The 26,676-nt window shown below is 71.4% G+C and carries 22 protein-coding genes; 12 read left to right on the top strand and 10 right to left on the bottom strand.

Features of this window, described 5'->3' with window-relative positions; all coding sequences use genetic code 11:
- Positions 1–191: 191 nt before the first annotated feature.
- From FLW16_RS22525 to FLW16_RS22535, 3 genes are read right to left on the bottom strand one after another with little or no spacing between them, the layout of a single operon-like run.
- Positions 192–1,253, bottom strand: coding sequence for a prenyltransferase (locus FLW16_RS22525; RefSeq protein WP_142562105.1), 1,062 nt, complete (start codon positions 1,251–1,253; stop codon positions 192–194).
- The gene (locus tag FLW16_RS22530; RefSeq protein ID WP_142562106.1) at positions 1,250–1,963 is read right to left on the bottom strand and encodes a class I SAM-dependent methyltransferase; all 714 of its coding nucleotides are present in this window, start codon (positions 1,961–1,963) and stop codon (positions 1,250–1,252) included. The genes FLW16_RS22525 and FLW16_RS22530 overlap by 4 nt, the downstream gene beginning before the upstream one ends.
- A gap of 31 nt (positions 1,964–1,994) precedes the next feature.
- Entirely contained in the window at positions 1,995–3,236 is a 1,242-nt protein-coding gene (locus tag FLW16_RS22535) for a glycosyltransferase family 4 protein (protein WP_142562107.1), read from the bottom strand.
- Between the two features lie 254 nt (positions 3,237–3,490).
- Here FLW16_RS22535 and FLW16_RS22540 point away from each other — a divergent pair, with 254 nt between their 5' ends.
- On the top strand, positions 3,491–4,516 hold the full coding sequence (locus tag FLW16_RS22540) for a GDP-mannose 4,6-dehydratase (protein WP_142562108.1): 1,026 nt from the start codon (positions 3,491–3,493) through the stop codon (positions 4,514–4,516).
- A gap of 27 nt (positions 4,517–4,543) precedes the next feature.
- Here the strand turns inward: FLW16_RS22540 and FLW16_RS22545 are convergent, their stop codons facing one another.
- Positions 4,544–6,460 carry a hypothetical protein gene (locus FLW16_RS22545; protein ID WP_142562109.1) on the bottom strand — a complete coding sequence of 639 codons (1,917 nt, stop codon included), beginning with the start codon at positions 6,458–6,460 and terminating at the stop codon, positions 4,544–4,546.
- Between the two features lie 15 nt (positions 6,461–6,475).
- Between FLW16_RS22545 and FLW16_RS22550 the strand changes: the two genes are divergently transcribed.
- Both FLW16_RS22550 and FLW16_RS22555 read left to right on the top strand, forming a co-directional pair.
- Positions 6,476–6,808 carry a hypothetical protein gene (locus tag FLW16_RS22550; protein WP_221891222.1) on the top strand — a complete coding sequence of 111 codons (333 nt, stop codon included), beginning with the start codon at positions 6,476–6,478 and terminating at the stop codon, positions 6,806–6,808.
- Positions 6,809–7,214: 406 nt separating this feature from the next.
- The gene (locus FLW16_RS22555) at positions 7,215–8,495 is read left to right on the top strand and encodes an ROK family transcriptional regulator (protein WP_142562111.1); all 1,281 of its coding nucleotides are present in this window, start codon (positions 7,215–7,217) and stop codon (positions 8,493–8,495) included.
- Here the strand turns inward: FLW16_RS22555 and FLW16_RS22560 are convergent.
- The gene (locus tag FLW16_RS22560; protein ID WP_142562112.1) at positions 8,467–9,666 is read right to left on the bottom strand and encodes a cytochrome P450; all 1,200 of its coding nucleotides are present in this window, start codon (positions 9,664–9,666) and stop codon (positions 8,467–8,469) included. The two genes, FLW16_RS22555 and FLW16_RS22560, sit on opposite strands and share 29 nt — an antisense overlap.
- 198 nt (positions 9,667–9,864) lie before the next feature.
- On the opposite strand from FLW16_RS22560, the gene FLW16_RS22565 reads away from it, so the two are divergent.
- Positions 9,865–10,209: an MmcQ/YjbR family DNA-binding protein gene (locus FLW16_RS22565; RefSeq protein ID WP_142562113.1), complete on the top strand. Its 345-nt coding sequence runs from the start codon at positions 9,865–9,867 to the stop codon at positions 10,207–10,209.
- A gap of 109 nt (positions 10,210–10,318) precedes the next feature.
- On the opposite strand, the gene FLW16_RS22570 is transcribed toward FLW16_RS22565, so the two are convergent.
- Both FLW16_RS22570 and FLW16_RS22575 read right to left on the bottom strand, forming a co-directional pair.
- The gene (locus FLW16_RS22570) at positions 10,319–10,990 is read right to left on the bottom strand and encodes a FadR/GntR family transcriptional regulator (RefSeq protein WP_142562114.1); all 672 of its coding nucleotides are present in this window, start codon (positions 10,988–10,990) and stop codon (positions 10,319–10,321) included.
- Positions 10,991–11,358: 368 nt separating this feature from the next.
- The gene (locus tag FLW16_RS22575) at positions 11,359–12,015 is read right to left on the bottom strand and encodes a TetR family transcriptional regulator (RefSeq protein ID WP_142562115.1); all 657 of its coding nucleotides are present in this window, start codon (positions 12,013–12,015) and stop codon (positions 11,359–11,361) included.
- 209 nt (positions 12,016–12,224) lie between these two features.
- Here FLW16_RS22575 and FLW16_RS22580 point away from each other — a divergent pair, with 209 nt between their 5' ends.
- Together FLW16_RS22580 and FLW16_RS22585 are read left to right on the top strand one after the other, a co-directional pair.
- Entirely contained in the window at positions 12,225–13,292 is a 1,068-nt protein-coding gene (locus tag FLW16_RS22580; RefSeq protein ID WP_142562116.1) for an acyl-CoA dehydrogenase family protein, read from the top strand.
- Positions 13,292–14,464, top strand: a complete 1,173-nt coding sequence (locus tag FLW16_RS22585) for an acyl-CoA dehydrogenase family protein (RefSeq protein WP_142562117.1) — start codon at positions 13,292–13,294, stop codon at positions 14,462–14,464. The genes FLW16_RS22580 and FLW16_RS22585 overlap by 1 nt, the downstream gene beginning before the upstream one ends.
- A 31-nt stretch (positions 14,465–14,495) precedes the next feature.
- On the opposite strand, the gene FLW16_RS22590 is transcribed toward FLW16_RS22585, so the two are convergent.
- Positions 14,496–16,451 (bottom strand): hypothetical protein, encoded by a 1,956-nt coding sequence (locus FLW16_RS22590; RefSeq protein ID WP_142562118.1) that lies wholly within the window; start codon positions 16,449–16,451, stop codon positions 14,496–14,498.
- Positions 16,452–16,735: 284 nt separating this feature from the next.
- Between FLW16_RS22590 and FLW16_RS22595 the strand changes: the two genes are divergently transcribed.
- From FLW16_RS22595 to FLW16_RS22620, 6 genes are all read left to right on the top strand, one after another.
- Positions 16,736–17,821: an ABC transporter ATP-binding protein gene (locus FLW16_RS22595; RefSeq protein ID WP_142562119.1), complete on the top strand. Its 1,086-nt coding sequence runs from the start codon at positions 16,736–16,738 to the stop codon at positions 17,819–17,821.
- Positions 17,818–18,492 carry an ABC transporter permease gene (locus FLW16_RS22600; RefSeq protein ID WP_205826162.1) on the top strand — a complete coding sequence of 225 codons (675 nt, stop codon included), beginning with the start codon at positions 17,818–17,820 and terminating at the stop codon, positions 18,490–18,492. The genes FLW16_RS22595 and FLW16_RS22600 overlap by 4 nt, the downstream gene beginning before the upstream one ends.
- Positions 18,489–19,151 (top strand): ABC transporter permease, encoded by a 663-nt coding sequence (locus FLW16_RS22605; RefSeq protein ID WP_142562120.1) that lies wholly within the window; start codon positions 18,489–18,491, stop codon positions 19,149–19,151. Before FLW16_RS22600 ends, FLW16_RS22605 begins: the two co-directional genes overlap by 4 nt.
- A 39-nt stretch (positions 19,152–19,190) precedes the next feature.
- Positions 19,191–20,111 (top strand): ABC transporter substrate-binding protein, encoded by a 921-nt coding sequence (locus FLW16_RS22610; protein WP_142562121.1) that lies wholly within the window; start codon positions 19,191–19,193, stop codon positions 20,109–20,111.
- 248 nt (positions 20,112–20,359) lie between these two features.
- Complete coding sequence (locus tag FLW16_RS22615; protein ID WP_142562122.1) at positions 20,360–21,559, top strand: cytochrome P450; 1,200 nt, start codon at positions 20,360–20,362, stop codon at positions 21,557–21,559.
- A gap of 144 nt (positions 21,560–21,703) precedes the next feature.
- Positions 21,704–24,847 (top strand): BTAD domain-containing putative transcriptional regulator, encoded by a 3,144-nt coding sequence (locus tag FLW16_RS22620; protein WP_185949557.1) that lies wholly within the window; start codon positions 21,704–21,706, stop codon positions 24,845–24,847.
- Here FLW16_RS22620 and FLW16_RS22625 read toward each other — a convergent pair.
- Both FLW16_RS22625 and FLW16_RS22630 read right to left on the bottom strand, forming a co-directional pair.
- Positions 24,831–25,580, bottom strand: a complete 750-nt coding sequence (locus FLW16_RS22625) for an ABC transporter permease (protein ID WP_221891223.1) — start codon at positions 25,578–25,580, stop codon at positions 24,831–24,833. The two genes, FLW16_RS22620 and FLW16_RS22625, sit on opposite strands and share 17 nt — an antisense overlap.
- Positions 25,577–26,521: an ATP-binding cassette domain-containing protein gene (locus FLW16_RS22630; protein WP_142562124.1), complete on the bottom strand. Its 945-nt coding sequence runs from the start codon at positions 26,519–26,521 to the stop codon at positions 25,577–25,579. The genes FLW16_RS22625 and FLW16_RS22630 overlap by 4 nt, the downstream gene beginning before the upstream one ends.
- Positions 26,522–26,676: the final 155 nt, after the last annotated feature.

The raw sequence follows: 26,676 nt of genomic DNA on the forward strand, positions 1-26,676 counted from the left end.
CGGAGACACGGCCACCAGGGTAGAGACATGATCGATTTAGTGCGCACTTTTCGCCGTTCCCGAGGGGAAACTACGAGGTCAGCGCGTTGTACTCAGCGGCGATCCTGAACCGTGAGCCAAGTCAGGTCTGACGGCGCGTCCCGCGGCCGCTTCGCCGGCTGAAAGCCGTGCGCGGCCGGGTCGCCGATGGGTCAGGCGCGGGCGCGCTCGCAGCCGCACTCGCCGGTGATGCGGGCCTCCCGGCCGCCGGCGTCGCGGAAGATCCCCGAGCCGGGGGTCGCGCGGGCGAGGGCGTCCGCGGCGAGCACCACCGCGGCGGCCGTGTATCCCGAGCGCTCGTTGGGGAAGTGCCGCTCGTTCACGAACTGCCAGCCGGTCCAGTAGGAGCCGTCCTCGTGGCGCAGGTGCTGCATGTCGGCGAACACCGCCAGCGCGCGGTCCCGCTGCCCGGCGGCGTCGAGCGCGAGCACCAGTTCGCACGACTCCGCGCCGGTCACCCAGGGCTGGTCGGAGACGCAGCGCGCGCCGAGGCCGGGCACGACGAAGGTGTCCCACTCCAGGTCGAACCGCCGGGCCGCCGCCGTCCCGCGCACCGCGCCGCCGAGCACGGGGTAGTACCAGTCCATCGAGAACCGGCTCTTGTCGGCGAACGCCTCCGGGTGGTCGGCGATCACGTGGCCGAGCTGGTCGGCGGCGAGCTCCCAGTCGGGCTGCGGGTCGCCCAGCCGCTCGGCGAGCAGCGCCCCGCACCGCAGGCCCTGGTGGATGGACGAGCACCCGGTGAGCAGGGCGTACTCCGCCGGACGCCCTTCGGCGTCGCGCTGCCAGAGGATCTCGCCGCGCGCGGTCTGCAGGCCGATGACGAAGTCGAGGGCCCGCGCCACCACCGGCCACATCGACCGGGCGAAGTCCTCGTCGCCGGTCACCAGCAGGTCGTGCCAGACTCCCACCGCGATGTACGCCGCGTGGTTCGACTCCCCGGCCGCCTCGGCGGGCTCGCCGTCGAGGACCTTCATCGGCCAGGAGCCGTCCGGGCGCTGGTGCCGTGCGAGCCAGTCGTAGCCCTTGCGGGCCTCCTCGCGCAGCCCGGCCACGGTCAGCGCCATCAGGCACTCGATGTGGTTCCATGCGTCGATGTGGCCCTCGGGCCAGGGGACGCCGCCCTGGTCGTCCTGAATTGCGGCGATGCTCCCGGCCGTACGGACGACCTGCTCTGCGGTGATGATCCCTGGAACGTCCGGCACCCGCCTCATGTGGGCTTCCGGACGTAGACCACGACGCTCTTGCCGATCAGGGGGTTGAGCACGGCCTCGGCCAGCCGGGTGGCGAGGGGACGCTTCATGATGTCCCAGACGAGAAGCTCGTGGTAGGCCTTGGCCAGCGGGTGCTGGTCGTCGTTCACCCCGACCGCGCACTTGATCCACCAGTACGGCGAGTGCAGGCCGTGGGCGTAGTGGTGGCCGCCGACCTCCAGCCCGGAGGCCTTCAGCTTCGCCTGGAGCTCCGCCAACGTATAAATGCGGATATGTCCGCCGGGGGCGGTGTGGTAGTCCTCCGACAGGGCCCAGCAGATCCGCTCGGGCAGGAAGCTCGGCACCGTGATCGCGGCCCGGCCGCCCGGCTTCAGCACGCGCACGATCTCGCGCATCGCGGCCATGTCGTCGGGGATGTGCTCGAGCACCTCGGCGGCGATGACGCGGTCGAACGACGCGTCGGGGAACGGCATGGCGAGGGCGTCGCCGACGACGGTGTCCCCGGTCGCGCCCGCCGGCACCTCGCCCTCCTTGTCCATGGCCGCGAACATGGCCGCCACGCTCTCCATCTCGGCGGCGTCCATGTCGAAGGCGACCACGTCGGCGCCCCGGCGCAGCACCTCGAAGGCGTGCCGGCCACCGCCGGCCCCGAGGTCGAGGACACGGTCACCCGGTCCGACGGGCAGCCGGTTGAAGTCGACGGTCAGCACTCGCTGCCTGCCTTTCGTAAGTTCTGAGGAGTCACCGCGAGGGGGTGTGGGCGGCGATGGCCTCGTGGTAGGCCTCGACCGTGCGGCGGGCGACCACCGGCCACGCGTAGCGCTCCATGACGCGGTCGTAGCCGCGCCGGCCGAACTCGGCGCGCTCCTCCGGGGAGTCGAGCAGGCGGCGCAGGACGGCGGCCAGCTCCTCGGGGTCGCCCGGCGTCACCTGCACGGCCGCGTCGCCGACCACCTCGGGCAGGGCGCCCGTACGCGAGGCGACCAGCGGCGTGCCGGACGCCATGTGCTCGACGGCCGGCAACGAGAACCCCTCGTAGAGCGAGGGGACCACCGCGACCTCGGAGGTGGCGATCAGCTCGGCCAGCTCCTCGTCCGGGATGCCGTGCACGAACCGCACACGGTCGTGCAGCGACAGCTCGTTGACGAGCTGTTCCGTGGGTCCTCCGGGGGTGGGCCTGCTCACCACGGTGAGGTTGACCTCGCGCTCGGTGGCGAGCTTGGCGACCGCCCGCAGCAGGGTCGCCACGCCCTTCATGGGCGAGTCGGCGCTGGCCACGGCCACGATCGAGTTCTCCCGCTTCGGCAGCTCAGGCCGGGGGTGGAAGAACCGGGTGTCGACGCCGAGCGGGATCAGCCGCATGTTGGACTGCGGCACGTTGAAGTCGCGGTGGATGTCGGCGAGCGACGACTCGCTGACGGTCAGGATCGGGCTCAGCCGGGGCGCGACGATGCTCTGCATGCGCACGAAGCCGTACCAGCGGCGCATCGACAGCCGCTTCCAGCCCTTGGCGGCCTTCAGCTCGATCCGCCGGTCCACGCTGATGGGGTGGTGGATGGTGCCGACCACGGGGAACAGCCGCTGGATGCCGAGCAGGCCGTAGCCCAGCGTCTGGTTGTCCTGGACGACGTCGAAGTCGCCCCGCCGCCTCTTCAGCTCCCGGTAGGCCCGCAGGCTGAACGTCAGCGGCTCGGGGAAGCCGGCCGTCCACATCGTGGCGACCTCGAGCGCGTCGATCCAGTCGCGATATTCGTCGCGCTTCGGCGTGCGGAACGGGTCCTCGTCGCGGTAGAGGTCCAGGCTCGGCACCTTGTTGAGGATCACGCCGTCGTCCAGCTCCGGGTAGGGCTGGCCGGAGAACACCTCGACGTGGTGGCCCAGAGCGACGAGCTCGCGGCTTATGTGGCGCAGATACACCCCCTGGCCGCCGCAGGTGGGCTTGCTGCGGTAGGACAGCAGCGCGACTCGCAGCCTCTCCGCCAAGAGGCACCCCTTTCAGCCGGTTTCCAGCCGTGCCCCCGTGGGGCTGCTGCCAGGAACACTACCATTTGACCTTAGATGGGGTAGGTGAGGTGGAAAGGGTCCTCGCTCGACTCTCACCCTGCCCGACCTGGGGTGTTAGCTTACCCGAACGAGATTCGGTGTAACACGTTCTAGCAGCGCGTATGTGGGCGCGGCCGGGCAGGGCGGTACATTCGCCTCTCATAGGCCAAGTTGGGCGCTACGAGGAGGATCCGTTGGCCAGGCGTGCGCTGATCACCGGCATCACCGGTCAGGACGGCTCCTATCTCGCAGAACACCTGCTGAGCGAGGGATACGAGGTCTGGGGCCTGGTCCGCGGGCAGGCCAACCCCCGCGTCCCGCGCGTGCGCCGGCTCCTGCAGGACGTGCGGCTGGTCCGCGGCGACCTGCTCGACCAGGGGTCGCTGATCTCGGCGGTGGAGAAGGTGCAGCCGGACGAGGTCTACAACCTGGGGGCCATCTCGTTCGTGCCCATGTCGTGGGAGCAGGCCGAGCTCACCGCCGAGGTGACAGGCATGGGCGTGCTCCGCGTGCTGGAGGCCATCCGCGTCTGCTCGGGGATCACCGCCTCGCGTGGGTCGTCGGCCGGGCAGATCCGCTTCTACCAGGCGTCGTCCTCGGAGATGTTCGGCCAGGTCAGGGAGACGCCGCAGACCGAGCGCACCCCCTTCCACCCCAGGTCGCCGTACGGCGTGGCCAAGGCGTACGGGCACTTCCTCACCCAGAACTACCGCGAGTCGTACGGCATGTTCGCGGTGTCGGGCATCCTGTTCAACCACGAGTCGCCCCGGCGGGGGGCCGAGTTCGTCACCCGCAAGGTCTCGCTCGGCGTCGCGCGGATCAAGCTCGGCATGGCCACCGAACTGCGCCTGGGCAACCTGGAGGCGCGGCGCGACTGGGGGTTCGCCGGCGACTTCGTCCGGGCCATGCACATGATGCTGTCGGCCGCCGACCCCGAGGACTACGTCATCGGCACCGGGCGCACGCACTCGGTGCGCGAGCTGGTCGAGGCGGCGTTCGCCGCCGCCGATCTGGACTGGGAGCGGCACGTCGTCTGCGACGCGTCCCTGCACCGTCCGGCGGAGGTCGACCTGCTGTGCGCGGACCCGAAGAAGGCCCGCACCCAGCTCGGCTGGGAGCCCACGGTGTCGTTCGAGGAACTCGTGGCGATGATGGTCGAGGCCGACCTGCGCCTGCTCGCCGGCGGCGGCGACCCCGAACAGGACTCCTCCTGGGCCTGACGCCTGCCGGCGAGGGGCTGATGGGGGCTACGGCGGAGTGAGAGCCCGGCTCACCGCCTCCGCGACCTTGCCGATGCCGTATTCGAGACGGCGGAAGTAGGTGGCCCTGGACAGGTGGAGGCGATGCGCGAGGAGGTCGTGGCCTCCGGCGCGGGCGAGGTAGTAGAGGCGGAGGATCTCCCCGGCTTCGGCGTCCACGGCCGACGCCGACGACGCGAGTGCCTCCACGGCCTGCCGCAGGTGGTCGGCGAGCGCGGGCGACGGCCGCGGGCCCGAGGCGGCCGTCCGGGCCGGCGTGCGAAGGTCCCGCAGCGCGGCGCGGACGAACTCGGCCGTCCGGCCGGGTCCCCCGGCGTGAGGGTCCTGCATCCGCCGCAGCCACGCGGACAGGTTCCGTGCCGTGAACGTGCGGGCGAACAGGGCGCTCGGCCGGCCGCACCGGTAGAGATCGTGCCGCGTCTCGCCCATGCGGCGCAGGCCGAAGCGCACCGCCATCTCCTGGTAGGGGATCCACGGCGTGGACACGACGAGCCGGCCGCCGTCGATCCCCGTCGTGAGGATGCGGCGGACGAGTGCGGGCTGGGCCCGGGCGAACCGCGGCTCGACCGCCATCATGCCGACGACCGATCCGGACGATCCGGACCGCCCGAGGTTGAGCACCGTGTCCGCGTGCTGCTGGAGCAGCGGCTCCAGCGCCGGTGCGCCGTCGGGATCCAGCGGCGTGAGGTTGACCATTCCCACCGCGTGGTCGTCGGTGTCCACCGCGAGATGGAAACCGTGGTCGGCGCCGGAGAGCCACAGATCGCGCATGCGCTCCACCTGGCGTTCCGCCAGGCCCTCGGCGTCGCCCCACAACCGGATCAGGCGGCCGATCGCCTCGTCGTCGCCGTCGCCGGCGCGCCGGACCGAGAACTCGCCGCGCTCGTCGGCGTACAGGTCACGGCGCGCACGCCGGCTCCCCGACAGGTAGAGGACCTGGTCGGCGAGCCGGGCCCGCAGCGGTGGGTCGGAGGTGCGGGCCAGCTGGCGATGCCGATGCTCGGCGGCCCGGGCGGCCAGGTCGGCGCGGAGGACCGGATGACGCCAGCGATAGGCGAGATCGAAAAGCGTGCGGTAGGGCTCGGCGACGGTCAGTCCGTGACGGTCCTGGCGGATCACGCTCAGCCGTCCCAGCCGCGTGAAGGCCCCGGGCGGCAGCCGTGCCAGGGCGGTGAGGAGATCCTCGTCCGCCCCGTCGACCACGGCCACGATCGGCAGCACATCGGGAGGAATCCCCCGGGACTCCACGCCCAGGCGAAGCAGCACCTCGGTGGCGGCCACATCGGCCAGCGCGCCCTCCGGGCCCGGTTCGCCGCCTCTGCGGATCGCCCGGCACAGCGAGTCCGCGACGAGCGGGATCCCGCCGCTGAGCCGTACGACCAGGTCGGCGCGCGCCGGGTCCGTCACCCCGAGCGCGGCGGCCAGCCCGCGGATGTCGGCGGGCGACCACGGCCCGAGCTCGACGGTGACGAGCGGCCTGTGCGCCCATCCGGGCCGCGAGGCCAGGGGCAGCCGGCCGGCGATCAGGAAGCGGCCGCGACCGGCCCGGTCCAGGAAACGCGCCGCCGCGTCCGCACGGCGGTCGGTGTCGACACCGTCGACGGCCAGCGGCGCGCGCCCGCCGCGACGGATCTCGACCGGCGTACGGACGCCGTCCGGCGTGCGGAGGTCCACGAATCCGGATGACAGCGTCGCGAGCAGACGGCTCTTGCCGACCCCGAGCGGGCCCACGACGTTGACGACCACCGGCGCGTGCTCGGCGTCCGTCTCGTCCAACGCGGTGGCGACGCCACGGGCGGCCTCCTCGACAACGACCGGTGTGCCGGCGAGCCGGTGGACGGGGGCGGGGAGGGTGAGACCCGGTTGAGACTCCGCCGCGGACGAGCGCGGATACGTTCGGATCACGTCGAACACGGAGAGGTGACCATGTTCAGTGTCATCCGCGCACGCGCCGGCGCCGCGGCCGTCGTCATCGGTGCGATGAGCGTCCTCGCTGTGACCGCCCGGCCCGCCCAGGCCGCCGTAAACCCGGCCGACTGCCAGTTCAGTTACAACCTGTCCGTCGGACGCGTGGCCGCCGACTGCTGGAACAGCACCGGGTCGGGGTGGTACATCAAGCTCACCTGCGAGCGCTTCGCCAACGGCAACCACTACTACGCCAGGGGATCGATCGTCTACGGCAGCGGCGTGTCGGCCGCGCAGTGCGACGCGCACATCTCGGAGATCGCCGACGTCGAGATCGTCAACATCTGAGCCGGTGTTCACCGGGTCGCACATCGGCGGCCGGTGCCGGGCGGTGTTCCGACCGGGGGAGGCGTGCCGACCTCCCTCGGTCGTCCCGTCGGCCCGCCGGGCGTTCTGGTCGGAGTCCACTGTCTGTCCGGCCGGAACGGCCGCCTAGGAGATGTCCGAAAGGGCCGCCGCGTGGGCGGCCGGCAGCGCGGCCAGCAGGAGACCGGCCACTGCGATACGGGACGACCTGCGGGAAGAGCGCATGGATCCCCCTTCGGGACGCACACCCGCGATGCGGGGCTATGGGGCGGGAAGGGTGGTTCCAGCGCATCGTGAGCCGCCTCACCCATGCTGTCAAGATCCCCCGCGCCCCCGCTGGGGCCGTCCGAAATTGACATAAAACCTACCAAGTGTGCATGATTTTTGCATGTGGCAACCCAGGCTGGATGTCGTGTCTCCGGTGCGGCGCGGGCACGAGCAGGCCGTGCTCGGCCTGCTGCGCGCGCACGGCCCGCTCAACCGGGGCGAGCTCAGCCGGCGGTGCGGCCTGTCGCGCACGACCCTGCACGACACTCTCAGCGGACTGCTGGCCACGGGCGCGGTGGTCACGGCGATGCCGGACGACGCGCCGCGCGGCCGGGGCCGTCCCGCCGAGCGACTGGCCCTCAATCCCGCGGTCGGGCAGGCCCTCGGCATCGACTTCGCCCGCCGCGCGGTGCACGTCGCGGCCGTCGGCGTGACGTACGAGATCGTGGGCGCGGCGGGGGAGGCGCACGCGCCCGGCCTGTCGTGGCCCGACCGGGTGGCGCTCGCCGAACGGCTCGTCCGCGGGCTCGTCGGCGGCGGGTTGTGGCAGAGGGCGCTCAAGGGCGTGGGCGTGGGCGTCGTGGGCCCGCTGGCCGGGCCGCGGAACGGGACCCTCTCCGGCGTCGAGGCCCTGCTCGGGGAGCGCTTCGGCGGGCCGGTGCTGCTGGACAACAACACCAGGCTCGCGGCGCTCGCCGAGTCGACGTGGGGCGCGGCCGCCGGTGACCAGGACGCGCTCTATCTGCGGCTGTCGTACGGCGTCGGCGGCGGGGTGGTGGCCGGAGGCGTGTTGCACCGCGGCGCCGACGGAGTGTCGGGGGAGATCGGGCACATTCCGGTGGACCCGGGCGGAAGGCTCTGCGAGTGCGGTGGCACGGGGTGCCTGGAGACCGTCGCCTCGATCAGGGCGGTGCTCGACGCGTACCGCGCCCGGGGCGGGCGCGGCGACGACCTGCCCGCGCTGACGGCCGCCGTGGAGGCGGGGGACCCGATCGCCCTCGGCCTGCTGTCCGACGTGGGCAGCCAGATCGGCCGGGTGCTCGCCGCGCTGTCCAACGCGATCGGACCCAGGGTGATCGTCGTCGGTGGCGAGCTGGCCGAGCTCGGCGCCCCGCTCCTGGGGCCCGTCCAGGAGGCCCTGGAGGCGGGTGCGGTGCCGATCTCGCGCCATCGGCTGGCCCTGCGCAGGGCGGCGCTCGGCGACGCCGCGGGCGCACTCGGCGGCGTCGCCCTGGCGCTCGGGGAGTCTCCGCTGCTGTCGCGCTACCCGGCCGCGGAGCCGGAGCCCGGCCCCGCGGATTCACGCGCCGGCCGGTACGGCAGGGGGCCGGCCCGGCCGCGACTGGCCCTGACCCCGCTGCCGTCGCTGCCCGTCAGCCGAGGGCGACGGGCAGCGTCTTGATGCCGTTGATGAAGTTGGACCTCAGCCGCGTGGCCTCGCCGGTCTGCCGGATGCCGGGCAGGCGCTGGGCCAGCACCTCGAACAGCACCCGAAGCTCCAGCTTGGCCAGGTGGTTGCCGAGGCAGAAGTGCGCCCCGCCGCCGCCGAAGCCGATCTGCGGGTTGGGGTCGCGGCCGATGTCGAACTCGTCGGGCCGCTCGAAGACCTCCTCGTCCCGGTTGGCCGACGCGTAGAAGACCACCACCTTGTCGCCCTCGGCGATCTTCTGGCCGCGGATCTCGGTGTCCGCCGTGGCCGTACGCCGGAACAGGTTGACCGGGGACACCCAGCGGACGATCTCGTCGGCGGCCGTCCTGGCGAGGGAGGGGTCGTCCACCAGGCGCTTCCACTGGTCCGGGTGCTCGAAGAGGGTCAGCATGCCTCCGGAGGCCGCGTTCCTGGTGGTCTCGTTGCCCGCCACGATCAGCAGCAGGACGAACAGGTCGAACTCGTCCTCGGTCAGCGTCTGCCCGTCCTCGTCGGGCTGCAGGAGCTTGGTGACGATGTCGTCGCGCGGCTCCTGCCTGCGTGCCGCGGCCAGCGTGTGGGCGTACGAGTAGACCTCGAAGGCGGCGGCCTGTCCCTCCTCCGGGCTGGTGGAGTAGTCGGGGTCGTCGCTGCCGATCATGCGGTTGGACCACTCGAAGATCTTGTCCCGGTCCTCGACCGGCGCGCCGAGCAGCTCGCAGATCACGTACAGCGGGAGCGGCGCGGCGATGTCCCGCACGAAGTCGACCTCGGGCTTGCCCTGGACCTCGTCCACCAGGGCGTGGCAGATGTCCCGGATGTGCTCCTCCAGCCGCCCGATCTGGCGCGGGGTGAAGCCGCGGTTGACCAGCGAGCGGCGCCGGGTGTGGTCGGGCGGGTCCTGGTTGAGCATCATCAGCCGCTGGAACTCGCGCTGCTCCTCGGGCATCTCGTCGAACAGCGCCAGTTTCCGTGCCGAGGAGAACAGGTCGGAGTGGCGGGAGACGTGGACGACGTCCGCGTGCTTGGTGACCGCCCAGAATCCGGGCCAGTCGTCCTGTCCCTCGTGCCGGTAGACGGGCGCGTTGTCCCTGAGCCAGCGGAGCTGGTCGTGCGGCACCCCGCTCTGCGCGTAGCGGTCCTTGTCGACGAGGTTGATTTCCATGCACCCACCTAATCGGGTTTGGCTGCCCTTGGTAAGAGGGACGATCGCCCTGCCGGCGCTCGGCGATAGCGCGGTCAAGCGCTTGTTCGCGGCGATTCTGAAACGTGTTCTATTACGTGCGCGACGACCCGTCAAGCGACCCGGAGGTGACGGATCGCTGCCGCCGCCTTGTCGGTGGGCTCTGGTACGACTGGGCGTATGGGTGTGAGCGTCGAGGAGTTTCTCGCCATGCTGGACCGGTTGCCCGAGGTGAGCAAGGGCGAGGGCGGCGACTGGGTCTCGTTCAAGGTGCGCGGCAAGGGGTTCGGCTACCTGTGGGAGCGCACCGAGACGGTGGGCCTCAAGGCGACGATCGAGGAGCAGATCGCGCTGGTGGCCGAGCGGCCCGAGGTGTTCGAGCGGCAGTTCACCGCCGGACGTTTCGGCTGGGTCGTGGTCCATCTGGCGAAGATCGACCCTGACGAGCTGTTCGAGCTGGTCACCGAGGCGTGGTGCCTCACCGCGCCGAAGTCCCTCGTCCAAGCGCACGAATCCCGCTCCTAGCGCGCTGTCCGCACACGTTCACCGGGCTCAAGGGAGCGGAGCGGGCTTCGGGGGGACCGGAGGTTCCTCTTCCGGCGCAGGCCAAGGTTCGTGGGCACCCCACTAGCCGTCACAGCGCGCGGCGCAGCCACTCCTCGACGCCCGCGATGTGGACGGTGGCCCAGGCCTGCGCGATCTCTGGCCGGCGGCCCGCGATGGCCTCGTAGATGGCGGCGTGCTGCGCCCGCGTCGTCTCGGCCGCGCCCTCCTGGGTGAGGCCGCGCCAGATGCGGGCCCGCGCGGTCGGGCCGGAGATGCTCTCGATGAGGGAGCTGAGCACGGGATTGCCGGCGCCCTCGGCGATCCGCTGGTGGAACCGCAGGTCGTTGGCGACGAAATCCTCCGTGCTCGGTTCCTCGGGGAACGCGTCCAGGATGTCGCGCAGCTCGGCGATGTCCTCGCCGGTCATCCGGGTCGCCGCCATCGCGGTGGCCGCGGGTTCGAGGATGCGCCGCACCTCGAAGAACTGCAGGACCGTGTCGTCCTGATGGAAGCCGACCACGAACGACAGGGCGTCCAGCAGCAGGCCCGGCTCCAGGCTGGTGACGTAGGTGCCGTCGCCCTGCCGCACGTCGAGCACGTTGATCAGGGCGAGGGCGCGGACGGCCTCCCGCAGGGAGTTGCGGGACAACCCCAGCCGCTCGGCCAGGTCCGCCTCCCGGGGCAGCCGGTCGCCCGGACCCAGCTCACCCGAAAGGATCATGTCCTTGATCCTGCTGATCGCCGCGTCGGTGACCGCCACGTCCCGTCCCCCTGCCGCGCGCCTTCGTCCGGGGGGCGCGCTCGGCCCGTTCCCGGGGAATTGTATGGCCAGGGCCTGATCACCCCTGAGGGCACGGGTCGCTGGGCTACCGCCCGTTTCCTGCGCTCGACGGCCGGGAGGGGCCGGTGGCGGCCGGATCGCCCGGTTCTGTCATGCTTGAGAAGATCGGGTACGCCCGCGCCGACCGCTCTCCGCATTGGAATTCAATCCAATAGAGCTGGAACCTGTTCTAGCCGCATAAGGGCGAATGCGTGAACGAGATCCATCTGACTCGGTGATCTTACTGATGGTTATGCGGCAGTCGATGCCGAGATGCGGGAAAGCGCGGCCATCAATAGAAGGAAAATCTAGAAACCCGCCAGCAGCCGCTCGGCGGCGATCTCGATGCGGTGCTGGATCTGCTCGTAAGTGCGCCGCCCCCGCAGCATCTCCAGCAACTCCTGCACCCAGACTCCGGCCAGGGAGCCGGTGAGCGCGAGCTGGTCCTCCGCGGGAAGGCTCACCGTGCGGCCGTCGGCGGCGACGCGCAGCAGCAGGCTCGCCATCCGGTCGCCGAACGGCGCCTCCACCTCCGCCATGATCAGGGAGCGGATGAGCGCGTCGGCGAGCTCCGGCTCGCGCATCAGGCCCCGTGTGGCCCGCATCAGCACGTCGACCGCGCGGCCGGCGGGGTGGGAGGCGTGCGGAGGGCGCCGCTCGATGCTGGACTCCAGCAGGTCGATCTCCTCGCCGACCACCGCCACGACCAGGTCCATCTTCGAGGGGAAGTAGCGGTAGAGCGTTCCCAGGGCGACGCCCGCGCGCTCGGCGACCGTGCGCATCTGCATCGCCTCGACGCCTCCGCGGGAGGCGAGGGCGGCCGCCGCCTGGACGATGCGCCGGCGCCGTTGGTGCTGGCTCCGGGTGCGAACCCCAGGAGTGGCCGGGGCCGGATGGCTGCCCGTGGCGGAGGAGCCTTCGGGAAGCGGTGGTGGGGCGTCGGCGATTGCATGCGAAGCGCGCATAGGAACACGTTATCTGATTTCCGCTCCTTCCGGATGGTTACTCGTCAGTCACAAAAGCGCTGGCGGCTATATGACTTTCCCGTTTCAGCCGCGTGTCGTCACCGGTTCGTGAGTCTCCCTCTGGACAGAGATTAGAATCCGTTCTAGTTTGCGGTTCTGGGCGGGGAACTCGCCCCGCAGGCAGGTCCGTGGAACACGCGGGAGGTCCGGTGGACTTCGAACTCGACGAGACCCATGCGGAGTTGCGCGCGCTGGCCGCGTCGGTGCTGGACCGGGAGGCGGACCAGGCCAGGATCGAGGCGCATGAGCGCGGCGGCCGGCCGTACGACGCGGGGGCGTGGAAGGCGCTGGCGCAGGCGGGCCTGCTCGGCGCGTGCCTGCCTCCCGAGGCGGGCGGGGCCGGGCTCGGCCCGCTCGCGATGGCGGTGATCCTGCGTGAGGCGGGGGCACGCGTCGCGCCGGTTCCGGCGCTGCCCGGCCTGATCGCCGCGCTGACCGTCGCCGGGCACGGGACGGACGCGCAGCGGCGGGCGCTCGCGCCGTTCGGCGAGGGGGAGGAGGTGCTGACCGTCGCCTCCCGCGAGGCCGGGTCGGGTCCGAGCGACCCGCCGACCGTGATCGCCAGGGACGGAAGGATCACCGGGCGGCCCGGAATCGTCCCGTACGCCGCCGAGGCGTCGGCCATCCTCGTGCCCGCGCTCTCCGACGGCGAGGCCGCGCTGTTCCTCGTACGGCCGGGGGACGCGCAGGTGCGGCCGGTCCCGACGGCGACCGGGGAGTCCGCGGCCGTGGTCACCCTGGAGGACGCGCCGGGCGAGATGGTGGGGGAGCAGGGCGCCGCGGCCGTCGCCGCGCTCCGGCTGAACACCCTGGCCGCCGTGACCGCGACCGCCTCCGGGGTCCTCGCGGGCGCGCTCGCTCTGACCAAGGGACACATCGCCGCGCGCAGGCAGTTCGACCGGGTGCTCGCCGAGTTCCAGGCCGTGACCATGCAGATCGCCGACGTCTACATCGCCGCACGCGCGCTCGACGTCGCCATGTGGACGGGCGTGTGGCGGCTGGGCGAAGGGCTGCCCGCGGAGCGGGACCTGGCCGTCGCCGCCTACAACGCGGCCGGAGAAGCCGTACGGGCGCTCTACACCTGCCAGCACCTGCACGGCGGCATCGGCCTCGACCTGACCTATCCGCTGCATCGTCACTTCGGCCTGGGCAAGCACCTCGCCCATCTGCTCGGCGGCGAGCAGGCCCAACTCGAACTGATCGGAGCCCTGGTCTGATGTTCATCGAACTGACGGCGGAGCAGCGGCGGCTCCGCGACGACCTGCGCGACTACTTCGCGTCCTGCCTGACCGCCGAGCAGCGCGCCGAGATCGCCCGCGACCCGTTCGGGGAGGCGTACATGGCGCACTGCCGCAGGCTGGGCCGCGACGGCAAGCTCGGCCTCGGATGGCCGAAGGAGTACGGCGGGGGCGGCTACGGCCCGGTGGAGCAGCAGATCTTCGCCAACGAGGTGACGCGGGCCGAGGTGCCCTACCCCCTGATCACGTTGCAGACGGTCGGCCCGACGCTGATGCGGTACGGCACGCAGGCGCAGAAGGAGTTCTTCCTGCCGCGCATCCTGGCAGGGGAGTGCCACTTCGCGATCGGCTACAGCGAGCCGGAGGCGGGCACCGACCTGGCCTCGCTGCGGACGACGGCGGTGCTGGACGGCGACCACTACGTGGTCAACGGCCAGAAGGTGTTCACCTCCGGCGCCCACCACGCCGACTACGTCTGGCTGGCGGCGCGCACCGATCCGGCGGCGAAGAAGCACCGCGGGATCACCATGATGATCGTCGACTGCACGGACCCAGGGTTCTCCTGGACGCCGATCATCACGATGGACGGCCGCCACCACACCAACGCGACGTACTACTCGGACGTGCGAGTCCCGCTCGACATGGTCGTCGGCGAGGTGGACAAGGGCTGGGACCTGATCGTCAGCCAGCTCAACCACGAACGCGTCACGCTCGGGCCCGCCGGCAACATCGGGCACACCCTCGACCGTTTCGCCCGCTGGGCGAAGAGCAACCGGGGGCGCGACGGCGCGCCGCTGTGGGAGCACCCCGACGTACGGCGGGCCGTGGCCGAGGTGTACGCGTACTTCCGCACGAACGAGCTGCTGAACTGGCAGGTCGCGGCGTCGATGGATCTCGGCTGGCTGGGGGCGCCCGACGCGTCGGCCACCAAGGTCTACGCCTCGGAGCGGGTGCAGGACGTCGGCCGGATCGTCGGCGACACGCTGGCCCGCTTCGGCGATCCGTACGACGAGGAGACGTGCGACCTGATCGAGCGGGTGGACCGGGGCGTCAAGGGCGCGCTCGTGCTCACCTTCGGCGGCGGAGTCAACGAGGTCCAGCGTGAGCTGATCGCCATGCTCGGGCTCGGGCTGCCCAAACCGCCACGATGAGCACGGGCCCGGTGGTGTGGGCGTTCCGGTCTCAGGGCGTGAAGACCGTCGGCACGTTGAAGAAGACGATCAGCGCGATGATCAGGCAGATCAGGATGCCGACGACCTCCCACAGCCAGTCGTAGTGCCGGTCGCCCTTGACGCGCCGGCCCCTGGCCATGCCCCTGCCCGCGCCGTCGCCGCCGGACGACTTGCCGGCGTGCTTGCTGCCCGTGCTCCTGCCTGCCGTGCTCCTGCCTGCCGTGTGCTTGTGGCCCGGACGGCGGGAGGGGGCGGACGGAGGGACGGGGACCACCGCGGCGGCCGGGTGGACGAGGGCGTCGGTCGCCGTCGCGGACGCCTCTGCGGCATGCTCGCCGGTCGTCTCCGCCGGCGGCTCCTCGGCCGCGCGGAAAGGCTCGGCAGGGAGGAACGGCTCGGCCGGTCGCTCGGCCTCCTGCGGCGCGGACGCGAACGTGTCCACGGGAGGCGCGGCCGGGAAAAGCGCCTCGGAGGGCGGCGTCAGCGGAGACTCGTCGGACGGCTCCTCGGTCCGGGGGAAGGCGTCGGCGGGCTCGGCCTGCCGCGACGTGCCCGCCGCCTCGGCCGTGCCGAACGCGTCGAAGGGCACGGCGAAGCGGAGCGTGTCGAACAACGCGTCCAGCGGCTCCGCCGGGCGGGGCGTGTCGGCGGCGCCGAAGGCGTCGAAGGGCTCCGCGGGGCGCGAGGTGGCGCCGAAGGCCTCGAAAGGCCCTTCGGAGCGCGGGGCTGTGCCGAAGGCGTCGAACGGCTCTGCGGGGCGCGAGGTGGTGCCGAAGGCGTCAAAAGGCTCCGCCGGGCGCGGTGGGGCGGTGCCGAAGGCGTCCAAGGGCTCTGCCGGGCGGGAAGCTGTGCCGAAGGCGTCGAAGGGCTCCGCAGGGCGGGGCGTACTGGCGGTGCCGAAGGCGTCGAACGGATCCGCACGATGGGAGGCGGCGGTGGCGCCGAAGGCGTCGAACGGCTCGGAAGTGGTCTTCGCGACGTCCGGGGCAGGTGGCGGCGTGGCCGGCGAGGTCTGCGCGGATTCCTGCGGTGACGCCTGCGGCTCCACGGGCGCGGCCAGGGCCGCAGGGCGCTCGGCGGGCGCGGGCCGCCCGGTGCGCTTCCTGCGCAGACGGCCCTCGCTGAGCGAGTTCAGCAGCGCTCCGCGCAGCCGGGGCATGGGCTCGGTCGTCGCCTCGTGCTTGGCCTTGCGCCGGGGGCCCTGCGGCTGCGCGATGGCGTCGGTCTTGACCACGCAGGTGTTGGTGACCTGGTCGGGGTCGCTCAACGGCAGCGGCCAGGTCGGAGTGGTCGGCCACAGCCTCTTGGTGACCAGTTTGGAGGACTGTTCCCCGCCCGTCGTGGCGCTCCCCGGCTCCTCGTACGGCAGCGCCGCCAGCACCCGGTCGCGCACGGACGCGGCCGGCCGCCGCCAGGGCAGCCGGGCCAGCACGTCGCCGACGGGGGAGACGCCGATGGCGTCGTAGACCTCGGTGACGGAGGCGGGCACGAACGGCGCCGACCTCGCGGCGGTGACCGCCGTCTCCAGCGTCTGGGTGAAGCGGCGCGTCGCCCCCGCGATCAGTTCCTCGGCGGTGTCGGCCGCCACGTCGAGGACCAGCGCCAGTTCGGGCGCCGGCAGGCCGCATATCTCCGACAGGAGCAGGACCTCACGCTGGTGGGGCCGGATGTCCCGGAACACCCGCTCGATCAAGGCGGTGGCGGGGTCGGCGACGGAGTCGACGGCCGGCAGCGCGTAGCTGACGTCCCGGCGGTAGATCTCCCGGCGCGCCAGCGCGTACAGCGCGGCGCGTGAGGGCGGCTCGGCGGTCGGAGCGGTGGTGAAGACGGCCACCACGGCGTCGGCGGCGGACGCGGTCTCACCGAGCTGGTCGTGGCAGTACGCGAACAACCCCGCCGCGTGACGCTCGTAGAGCTCGGCGATCAGCTCGCTCCTGGAGCGCTGACCGGTGAGCGGTGCAGTCACGACCGGCTCCTCTTGAGTTTCGTGGCTGGTCCGTTCGGAGGGACGCGGCGGAGGGACGGGAGAGGCGTGAGAGTAATCATGCCAACACATCACCGCGCCACGCATCATGAGATGCCCTATTGATAGATATCTAGGCCCGGATATCGGAGGTTCCCACCGTAGGCTGGCCGCCGGGTGGTGTGTCCGGAACGGGTCGCGTTGGATATCCGGGAGGTTCACGGGGAAGAGCGAGTAGGCCTCCCGACGTTGGCTTGATCGCACACTCTTTCGAAGGGCGAGATGGCGTGATCACGTTCGAAGACGTCACCAAGCGCTACCGGGATGGAACGGTGGCCGTGGACGACCTCAGCCTGGAGGTGCCCACAGGTGCGATCACCGTGTTCGTGGGCCCCTCCGGCTGCGGCAAGACCACGTCGCTGCGGATGATCAACCGCATGATCGACGCCACCTCCGGCCGCATCACCCTGGACGGTCAGGACGTGCGCGAGATCGACCCGCCCACGCTCCGGCGCGGCATCGGGTACGTGATCCAGCAGGCGGGCCTGTTCCCGCACCGCAAGATCGTGGACAACGTGGCGACGGTGCCCTACCTGCTGGGCTGGAGCAAGAAGAAGGCGCGCACCCGCGCGATGGAGCTGCTCGAACTGGTCGGGCTCGACCCCGGCCTGGCCGGCCGCTATCCCTTCCAGCTCTCCGGAGGGCAGCAGCAGCGCGTCGGCGTGGCGCGGGCGCTCGCGGCCGACCCTCCGGTGCTGCTCATGGACGAGCCGTTCAGCGCCGTCGACCCGATCGTGCGGGCCAGCCTCCAGGACGAGCTGCTGCGCCTGCAGTCGGAGCTGCGCAAGACGATCGTGTTCGTCACCCACGACATCGACGAGGCGGTCAAGCTCGGCGACACGGTGGCCGTCCTGCGCGTCGGCGGGCGGCTGGCCCAGATGGCCGGCCCGGCCACGCTGCTCACCGAGCCCGCCGACGACTTCGTCCGCGAGTTCCTCGGCCGCGACCGCGGCATCCGGCGGCTGTCGTTCATCTCGGCCAAGGAGGTGCGGCTGAGCCCGTCGCCGTCCGATCTGGTGACCGACGAGGACGGCAGGGCGCTCGGCTGGCGGACCGCGGACGGGCTCGCGACGCACGGCACCTTCAACCCCGAGACCGACTCGCTGCGCGTGGCGCTCGACGCGGCGTTGCTGTCGCCCAACGGCACCGCGGTCGCGGTGGACGAGGAGGGCCGCGTGCGCGGCGTGGCCGGCCGGGACGCGATCGACGAACTGCTCGCCGAGTACGCGCCGCCTGCCGCGGGCCCCGCCCGGGGCGGGCCGAGCGGCGGCTCCTCCTCAGGCGCCGGCGACTCCGAGGAGGCGCCCGCGTGACCGAGGAGCCCCTGGTCCGCTGGGACTGGATCGCGCGCAACTGGGCCAACGGAGGCCCCACCGCGATCAGCGCCCTGCTGGAGAACCACGTCGTGATGGCCTTCCTGCCCGTGCTGTTCGGGCTGGTCGTCGCCCTGCCGCTGGGCCTGGCCTGCGTGCGCTGGCGCTGGCTCTACCAGCCGACGGCCGCGCTGATGAACGTCACCTACTCGCTGCCGTCCCTCGTGCTGTTCTCGATCTTCCTGTCGGTCACCGGGCTCACCCGGTCGACCGTCGTCATCCCGCTGACGTTCTTCGCGCTCGCGGTCCTGATCCCCGCCGTGGTGGACGGCCTGGCCTCGGTGCCCGATCCCGTACGGCAGTCGGCGGTGGCGATGGGGTTCCGGCCCGCGCGCCGGCTGCTCAGGGTCGAGTTGCCGGTCGCGGTGCCGGTGGTCCTGGCCGGGCTGCGGGTCGCGACCGTGTCCAGCATCAGCCTGGTCAGCGTGGGCGCGCTCATCGGCCAGGGCGGGCTGGGCAACCTGTTCATCGACGGCTGGCAGCGGCAGTTCTACACGCCGATCGTGGTCGGGATCGTGCTCATCGTCCTGCTCGCCGTGCTCGCCGACGGGCTGCTCGTGCTCGCGCAGCGGCTGCTGACCCCCTGGTCCCGGGCGAGGAGGACGGCGTGAACTGGCTGGCCGACTTCTTCGGCGACGCGGCGCACTGGTCGGGCCCGGACGGCATCCCGGTCCGGCTGCTCGAGCACCTGGAGTTCTCCGCGGCGGCCTTCCTCGTCGCGGCGCTGATCGCCGTGCCGCTCGGCATGCTCATCGGCCACACGGGCCGCGGCGCGCTGATCGTCGTGATCGCGGCGAACGCCGCCAGGGCGTTGCCGACGCTCGGCCTGCTCGTGCTCGTGGTGCTGCTGGCGGGCGTGGGGACCGTCCTGCCGGTGCTGATCCCGCTGATCGTGCTGGCGGTCCCGCCCATCCTCGTGAACACGTACGAGGGCGTGCGGGGGGTGGACGCCGACCTGCGCGACGCGGCGTACGGCATGGGCCTGCGCGGGCGTCAGGTGCTGTTCCAGACGCTGACCCCGGTCGCGCTGCCGCTGATCCTGCTGGGCCTGCGCCTCGCCGCCATCCAGGTCGTCTCGACCGCCACCGTCGCGGCGTTCGTCGGGCTGGGCGGGCTCGGCCGGTTCATCATCGACGGCCTGGCCACCAAGACCTATGCGGACGTGATCGGGGGAGCGGTCCTGGTGGCCGCCCTCGCCCTGGCCGTCCAGTTCGCCTTCCTCCTGCTCGACCGGGTGGCCGTCTCGCCCGGTGTCCGTCAGGTCCGCTAATCTCGCTATTATCCCCCTAAAATGAAGGGATTTTTTGGTATGAGACGTATCTTCGGCGTCGCGGTGGTCGCCCTGACCGCGGCGCTCACGTTATCGGGCTGCGGGGGCTCCGACCCCCTTTCCACGACCGCGTCCGCCGCCCCGTCGGCGTCGGGCTCGGGCGACGCCGCCGCCGCGAAGGTCGTCGTCGGCTCCTTCAACTTCCCCGAGAGCGTCCTGCTCGCCTCGATGTACGCCCAGGCCCTTCAGGCCAAGGGGGTCACGGTCGAGGAGAAGCCCAACATCGGCAGCCGCGAGGTCGTCTACGACCAGGTCAAGAGCGGCGGCCTGACCGTGCTGCCCGAGTACGCCGGGTCGCTGCTGGCGTTCGTCGACAAGTCGAGCACGGCCAGGACCAAGGACGAGATCCTCGCGGGCCTGAAGGCCAAGCTGCCCGCGGAGCTGGAGATCCTGGAGCCCGCGGCGGCCGAGGACAACAACTCGCTCACGGTCACCAAGGCCACGGCCGAAAAGTACAAGCTCAGCACCATCGAGGACCTCGCCAAGGTGGCGAAGGACTTCGTGGTCGGCGGCCCGCCGGAGTTCAAGCAGCGTCAGGAGGAGAACTTCAAGAACGTCTACGGCCTGGAGTTCAAGCAGTGGAAGCCCACCGGGGACACCACCGCTGACGCGATCAAGAGCGGCACGGTTCAGGTGGGCAACGTGTTCACCACCGACCCCAAGATCGTGCTGAACGACCTCGTGCCGCTGCAGGACAACAAGAACGCCTTCGGCTCGGAGAACGTGACGCCCCTCGTCTACAAGGCCGGGGTGAACGACACCGTGACCTCCACGCTGAACGCGGTCTCCGCCAAGCTGGACACCCAGACGCTGGGCACCTTGATGAAGCGGATCTCCGTCGACAAGGACGACCCGCCCGTGGTGGCCAAGGACTGGCTCACGCAGAACGGCCTGCTCTGACAGCGAGCATGTAGGTGAACGCCTCCCGGTGGAGCATGGCTCTTGCTCAGAACCGGGAGGCGTTCGTCTGTGCTCACCTATCGGTCCGATGCGGTGTCGTGTCAGCGGCCGCGTCAGCACGGCGACGGCCCGATGTCAGCGCGGCCGGCGATCGTGGATGCCATGAACGGAAAAGCGATCGCGGCCTCGGGGCCGCGAAAGGCTTCCGGAGACAACGCCGTGCTCGGCGGCTGACGAGGGGAATGGCCATGGAACACACCGTCACGACGATGCCGACCGCGCGCCGGCCCGGATGCCCCTTCGACCCGCCGAAGGAGCTGATCCAGGCCCGCGAGCACGGCCCGATCAGCCGCTTCCCCTTCCCGGACGGACACGAGGGCTGGCTGGTCACCGGATACGACCTGGTCCGGTCGGTCCTGGCCGACCCGCGGTTCAGCTCGCGCAAGGAGCTCATGCGCCACCACCCGCTGATCGACTACGGCGACATCGAGGTCCCCCCGGCGCCGCCCGGAGAGTTCCTCCTCATGGACGAGCCGCAGCACAGCCGCTATCGCAAACCACTGGTGGGCAAGTTCACCGTACGGCGGATGCGACTGCTCACCGAGCGCGTCGAGCAGGTCACCGCCGACCACCTGGACGCCATGGAGAAGGCCGGGCCGCCGGCGGACCTGGTGACCGCGTTCGCCAAGCCCATCCCCGCCGTCATCATCTGCGAGCTGCTGGGCGTGCCGTACGAGGACCGGGGCTCCTTCCAGGACAACATCGACAAGTTCCTCGGCGGGGAGGTCGGCGACGAGGAACTGATCGCGGCCTACACCGCGACCCAGCAGTACCTCGCGGAGCTGGTGGCCGCCAAGCGCGCCAACCCCACCGACGACGTGCTCAGCGACCTCACTGACAGCGAACTGACCGACGAGGAGCTGCAGGGGATGGCCCTGATCCTGCTGTCGGCCGGATTCGACACCACCGCGAACATGCTGGCACTGGGCACCTTCGCGCTGCTGCAGAACCCGGACCAGCTCGCCGCGCTGCGCGCCGAGCCCACGCTCGCCGACCAGGCCGTCGAAGAGCTGCTGCGCTACCTGAGTGTCGCCAAGCAGTTCCACAGGGTCGCGCTGGAGGACGTCGAGCTGGGCGGCCGGACCATCGCGGCCGGGACGACGGTCATTCTGTCCCTCAACACCGCCAACCGCGATCCGGAGCGCTTCCCCAACCCCCACGTGCTCGACCTGCGCAGGCAGGACGGCGGCCACCTGGCCTTCAGCCACGGCATCCACCAGTGCCTGGGCCAGCAGCTGGCCCGCGTCGAGATGCGGGTCGCCTTCCCCGCGCTGCTCGACCGCTTCCCCACGCTGCGCCTGGCCGTACCGGCCGAGGAGGTCGGCCTGCGGCCGGAGACCGCCGACATCTACGGGGTGAAGAGCCTCCCGGTCACCTGGGACGTGTGACCGCGAGATACGGCTGATCCCCGGCTGGTGAGCCCCCGACCGACCCAGGGCCGGATCGACGCAGGTGGCCGGATCGACGCAGGTGGGCGGTGCGCGCGCGGCCGCGGTTAGCCGATGTCGCCACGGCTCGGCACAATTGCTGACGTGCGAGTCGAACTGCTCGGACCGTTCGAGGTCCGCAACCGCGATGGGGCCGTGGTGGAGGTTCCCGGGATTCGGCTGCGCGCACTGCTCGCCGCGCTCGCCCTCGAACCTGGCCGGATCGTCACGCGGGCGAGGCTGGTGGACTGGATCTGGGGGGAACGGCCGCCCGCGGACGAAGCCAATGCCCTGCAGGCGCTGGTGTCCAGGCTGCGCAGGGTGTTGCCGGACGGCGTGATCGAGGCGGACTCCGGCGGCTACCGGCTGGCCGTGGCTCCTGATGCCGTGGACGTGTGCCGGTTCGAGCGCCTGGTCGGTCAGGCCCGTGCCGCCGAGCCCGCGGCGCGGGCCGATCTGCTGCGCTCGGCCCTGGCACTGTGGCGCGGTAAGGCCATGGCGGACATCGCGCTGCGCGACAGCGACGCGTTCGACGCCGCGGTCGCGCGTCTGGACGAACTCCACGTCGCCGCGCTCGGGGACCGGGTGGATGCGGACATCCGCCTCGGCCGTGGCTCGGAGCTGGTCTCCGAGCTGACCGAGCTGGTCGCCGCGTACCCGCTGCGGGAGGGGTTCGTGGCGGCCCTGATGCGAGCGCTCGCCGAGGCGGGACGCGCGGCCGAGGCGTTGACCGTGTACCAGCGGACGCGTGAGCGGCTCGCCGAGGAGTTGGGCGCCGATCCGTCGGCCGAGCTCGCCGCGCTGCACACCGCGGTGCTGCGGGGCGAGCTGGGCGGGCGGGCGGACACCCACAGGACGAACCTGCGCGCCGAGCTGACGAGTTTCGTCGGCAAGGACGACGACGTCTCCGCGGTCGCCGGTCTGGTCGTCAAGCACCGGCTGGTCACCTTGGCGGGGGCGGGCGGCTCAGGCAAGACGAGACTGGCCACGGAGACCGCGCGGACGATGCTCACCGAGCTGCCGGACGGGGCGTGGCTGGTCGAACTGGCCTCGGTGCGGGCGGGCGGTGACCTGGCGCAGGCCGCCCTTACCGCGATCGGCCTGCGCGACCAGGCACTGCTCGGCGCCGCGCGGGGCGGGGAGCCGATGGACCAGCTCATCGCCGCGGTCCGGGAGCGCGCGATCTTGCTGATCCTGGACAACTGCGAGCACGTGATCGAGGCGGCCGCGGCTTTCGCCGATCGGCTGCTGGGGGAGTGCCGGAGGCTGCGGATTCTGGCCACGAGCAGGGAGCCGCTCGGTATCACCGGGGAGGTCCTGTGGCAGGTCGAGCCGCTCGCGCTGCCCGCGAAGGGAGCGGACCCCTCCGCGGCCGGGTCCTCGCCCGCCGTGCGGCTGCTGCGCGACCGCGCGGAACTGGTGCGCAAGGACATCGGCTCCGACGCGCACACCCTGTCGGCCATGGCCCGGATCTGCCGGGCGCTCGACGGGATCCCGCTGGCGATCGAACTGGCCGCGGCACGGCTGCGCACCATGTCCGTCGATCAGCTGGCACGCCGGCTCGATGACCGATTCCTTCTGCTGACCGGCGGCAGCCGTACGGCGCTGCCCCGGCACAAGACGCTGCGCGCGGTCGTGGACTGGAGCTGGGACCTGCTGACCGAGGCCGAGCGCCGCGTGCTGCGGCGGCTGTCGGTGTTCTCCGGCGGGGCGAGCCTGGAAGCGGCCGAACGGGTCTGCGGGGACGAGGCGTTCGCCGGCGAGCAGGTGCTCGACGTGCTGACCACGCTGATCGAGAAATCGCTGCTGCTCGCCGACGGCGAGGGCACGCCGCGCTACCGGATGCTCGACACCATCAGGGAGTACGCGGCGCACCGGCTCGCCGAGGCCGGGGAGACCGAGCCGGCGCGCCGGGCGCACCTCGCCTACTTCACCGAGCTGGCCGAGACGGCCGATCCGCACCTGCGCCGGGCCGAGCAGCTGGAATGGCTGGCCAGGCTCGAGGCCGAGCACGACAACATCAGCGCGGCCCTGCGCGGGGCGATCGCCGAGGGACGGGCTCAGGACGCGATGCGGCTGGTCGGGGCCGCGGGCTGGTACTGGTACCTCAGCGGGCACAGGGCCGAGGGCACCGAGCTGAGCATCGCGGCGGCCTCGATGCACGGTGAGGTGTCCGACGAGGTGCGGGCGATGGCGTACACCATCGTGGTGGTGTTCGTGACCTCCAGGGTCGGCGGCGATCAGTTTCAGGCGCGGGAGTGGATCGAGGAGGCGCACCGGCTCGCCCAGCGCAGCGGGTATCGCAATCCGCTGCTCGGGTTCGTCGCGCCGCTGGAGCGGATGCTGCAGGGCCCGGCGGAGTTCCTGCCCGCGTTCGAGCCGCTCATCGGCGACGACGATCCGTGGGTGCGCGCACAGGCCAGGCTCGCTCGTGGCCGGCTGCGGCTCACGCTCGGCGGCGACGAGACCGATGTGGACATCGACGCCGAGATCGGCCTCGCCGAGTTCCGTACTCTGGGTGACCGGTGGGGAATCTCGCTGGCGCTGACCTTCCTGGCCGATCGGCTCGCCATGCGCGGTGAATTCGCACGCGCGTGCGAACACTACGAAGAGGCGGCTGTGGCGCTGACCGAGGTGGGCGCGACGGAGGACGTGGTCGGTCTGCGGGCGCGGCAGGCTCAGCTGTACTGGCTGCTCGGTGACGAGCCGTCCAGCACCTCCGCGATGGCCGAAGCGCAGCGGTGCGCGGGCGGGATCACCTGGCCGGGCGTGCTCGGCGAGCTGGCGTTCTCTGCGGCACAACTGGCGCGCTGGCGCGGCGAGCCGGACCAGGCACGCCGGCATCTGGCCAAGGTGGGGGCGACGCCGGACAACATGGCGATGGACCAATCCGCCCGTGCCCGGACCATGGACCTGTACGGCTACCTCACCGAGGATCTCGCAGAGGCCCGCGAGTATCGGACCGAGGCGTTCCGTGCGGTTGTGGATGTGATGTACCCGCCGATGATCGCCGAGGTGCTGATCGGGATCGCGGATCTCGCGCTGCGCCAGGGAGACTACGAGCAGGCCGCGCGACTGCTCGCGGCGAGCGACGCCGTGCGCGGCACGCCGGATCGTTCGCAGCCGGACGCTTCCAGGATCGCCGCGGAGACGCGAAATCGCCTCGGTGAATCCGTGTTCACCGAGGCGATCCGTGACGGCGGGAGGCGGGATTGGCGCGAGCTGGCCGAGATCACGCTCGCTTGTTGAACGACGCGCGCGCCCACAGGTAGCCGACCAACGTCAGCCCCACGCACCAGGCGATCGCCGTGATGGCCGAGCCCGCCGACGGCGCGCCCGTCAGCAACCCGCGCAGGGTTTCGATGATCGGGGTGAACGGCTGATACTCGGCGAACTGCCGCGCACCGGGACCCATCTTGTCGGCCGGCACGAACGCGCTGCTCAAGAAGGGCAGGAGCATCAGCGGGACGGCGGCGAAGCCCGCGCTCTCCGGCGTCTTCGCCGCGAGACCGAACGCGACGGTCAGCCAGCCGATCGCCAGCACCGTCAGCACGACGATGCCGATCACGCCGAGCCATTCCGCGAAACCCGCCGACGGCCGGAATCCCATCAGGAACGCGACCCCGGTGACGAACGCGATGGCCACCAGGCTCCGCAGCATGGTGGCGATCACATGCGCGTTCAGCACCGCGGCACGGGACACGTCCATGACGCGAAGCCGGTTGATGAACCCGGTCGTCATGTCGGAGTTCACCGCGACCGCGGTGGCGCCGACGCCGTAGCAGATGGTCGTCAGCATCAGCCCCGGCGTCGCGTAGTCGGCGTAGCCGACGCCGACGCTGAACGCGTCGCCGAACACGTAGACCATCAGGAACATCAGGAAGACCGGCATGACGATGCCGTTGAACAGCGCGACCGGATTTCGCATCGTGTGCCGGAAGTTGCGCCGCAGCATGGTCGTGGAATCCGCGATGACGTTCATCGGGCGTTGATCTCCTTGTTCGCGTTGCCGGTGAGGGCGAGGAAGACGTCGTCCAGGTCCGGGGTGTGCACCGACAGCTCCTCGACGTCGATGGAGTGCGCGTCGAGCTGTTCGAGCAGCGCGCGCAACGACCGCACCCCGCCGTCGCCGGGCACCCGCAAGGTCAGCTCTTCGTCGTCACCCGTGGACCCGGGCAGGATCCGTGCCGCGGCGTCGAGCTCGTGCCGGCCCGTGAACCGCAGCCGGACGTGGCTGCCGGGAACCCGGCGCTTGAGCTCGTCGGCGGTGCCCTCCGCGACCAGCCGGCCCTGATCGAGCACCGCGATGCGGTCGGCGAGCTGGTCGGCCTCCTCCAGATACTGGGTGGTGAGGAAGATGGTCGTACCGTCGGCGACCAGTTCCCGGATGATCTCCCACATGGTGCGGCGGCTGCGCGGGTCGAGTCCCGTCGTGGGCTCGTCCAGGAAGATGATCTGCGGCTCGCCGACCAGCGTCATGGCGAGGTCCAGCTTGCGGCGCATGCCGCCGGAGTAGGACGCCGCCGGTTTGCCCGCCGCTTCGGCCAGATCGAACCGGTCGAGCAACCGGGCGGCGATCCGCCGGCCCTCCGCCTTCGGCAGGTGCAGGAGATCCGCCATCAGCAGCAGGTTCTCCTCGCCGGTGAGCAGGTCGTCCACCGAAGCGAACTGCCCGGTGACCCCGATCGCCGCGCGCACCGCCTTGGTCTCCGTCGCCACGTCGTGCCCGGCGACGACCACCTTGCCGGCGTCGGGGGTCAGCAGCGTGGTCAGCACGTTCACCGTCGTGGTCTTGCCGGCGCCGTTGGGCCCGAGCAGGGCGAAGATCGTGCCGGCCCTGACGTCCAGGTCGATGCCGTCGAGCACGACCTTGTCCTTGTATGCCTTTCGCAGTCCCGAGGCCGCGATCGCTGATCCGTTCATGTCGTTCACGATCGCCGACCGCTCTGATGCCGGGCCGTCGCCGTGCTGACGCGCCCGCTGACACGGGCTGTATTACCCGCTTCGCTCGTCGGGGCACTCTTATCCGCCGGGTCGTGCCGGAGGCGTGCGAGGGCACAGTCCCTCGTCGTTCGGGA

It is taken from the genome of Microbispora sp. KK1-11 (assembly GCF_006874435.1).
Taxonomy (GTDB): Bacteria; Actinomycetota; Actinomycetes; order Streptosporangiales; family Streptosporangiaceae; genus Microbispora; species Microbispora catharanthi.

Excerpts from the sequence above, each read along its gene's own strand:
- FLW16_RS22525 (WP_142562105.1), bottom strand. The coding sequence starts at position 1,253 with ATGAGGCGGGTGCCGGACGTTCCAGGGATCATCACCGCAGAGCAGGTC.
- FLW16_RS22555 (WP_142562111.1), top strand. The coding sequence starts at position 7,215 with ATGTGGCAACCCAGGCTGGATGTCGTGTCTCCGGTGCGGCGCGGGCAC.
- FLW16_RS22560 (WP_142562112.1), bottom strand. The coding sequence starts at position 9,666 with ATGGAAATCAACCTCGTCGACAAGGACCGCTACGCGCAGAGCGGGGTG.
- FLW16_RS22565 (WP_142562113.1), top strand. The coding sequence starts at position 9,865 with ATGGGTGTGAGCGTCGAGGAGTTTCTCGCCATGCTGGACCGGTTGCCC.
- FLW16_RS22575 (WP_142562115.1), bottom strand. The coding sequence starts at position 12,015 with ATGCGCGCTTCGCATGCAATCGCCGACGCCCCACCACCGCTTCCCGAA.
- FLW16_RS22585 (WP_142562117.1), top strand. The coding sequence starts at position 13,292 with ATGTTCATCGAACTGACGGCGGAGCAGCGGCGGCTCCGCGACGACCTG.
- FLW16_RS22610 (WP_142562121.1), top strand. The coding sequence starts at position 19,191 with ATGAGACGTATCTTCGGCGTCGCGGTGGTCGCCCTGACCGCGGCGCTC.
- FLW16_RS22615 (WP_142562122.1), top strand. The coding sequence starts at position 20,360 with ATGGAACACACCGTCACGACGATGCCGACCGCGCGCCGGCCCGGATGC.
- FLW16_RS22625 (WP_221891223.1), bottom strand. The coding sequence starts at position 25,580 with ATGAACGTCATCGCGGATTCCACGACCATGCTGCGGCGCAACTTCCGG.
- FLW16_RS22630 (WP_142562124.1), bottom strand. The coding sequence starts at position 26,521 with ATGAACGGATCAGCGATCGCGGCCTCGGGACTGCGAAAGGCATACAAG.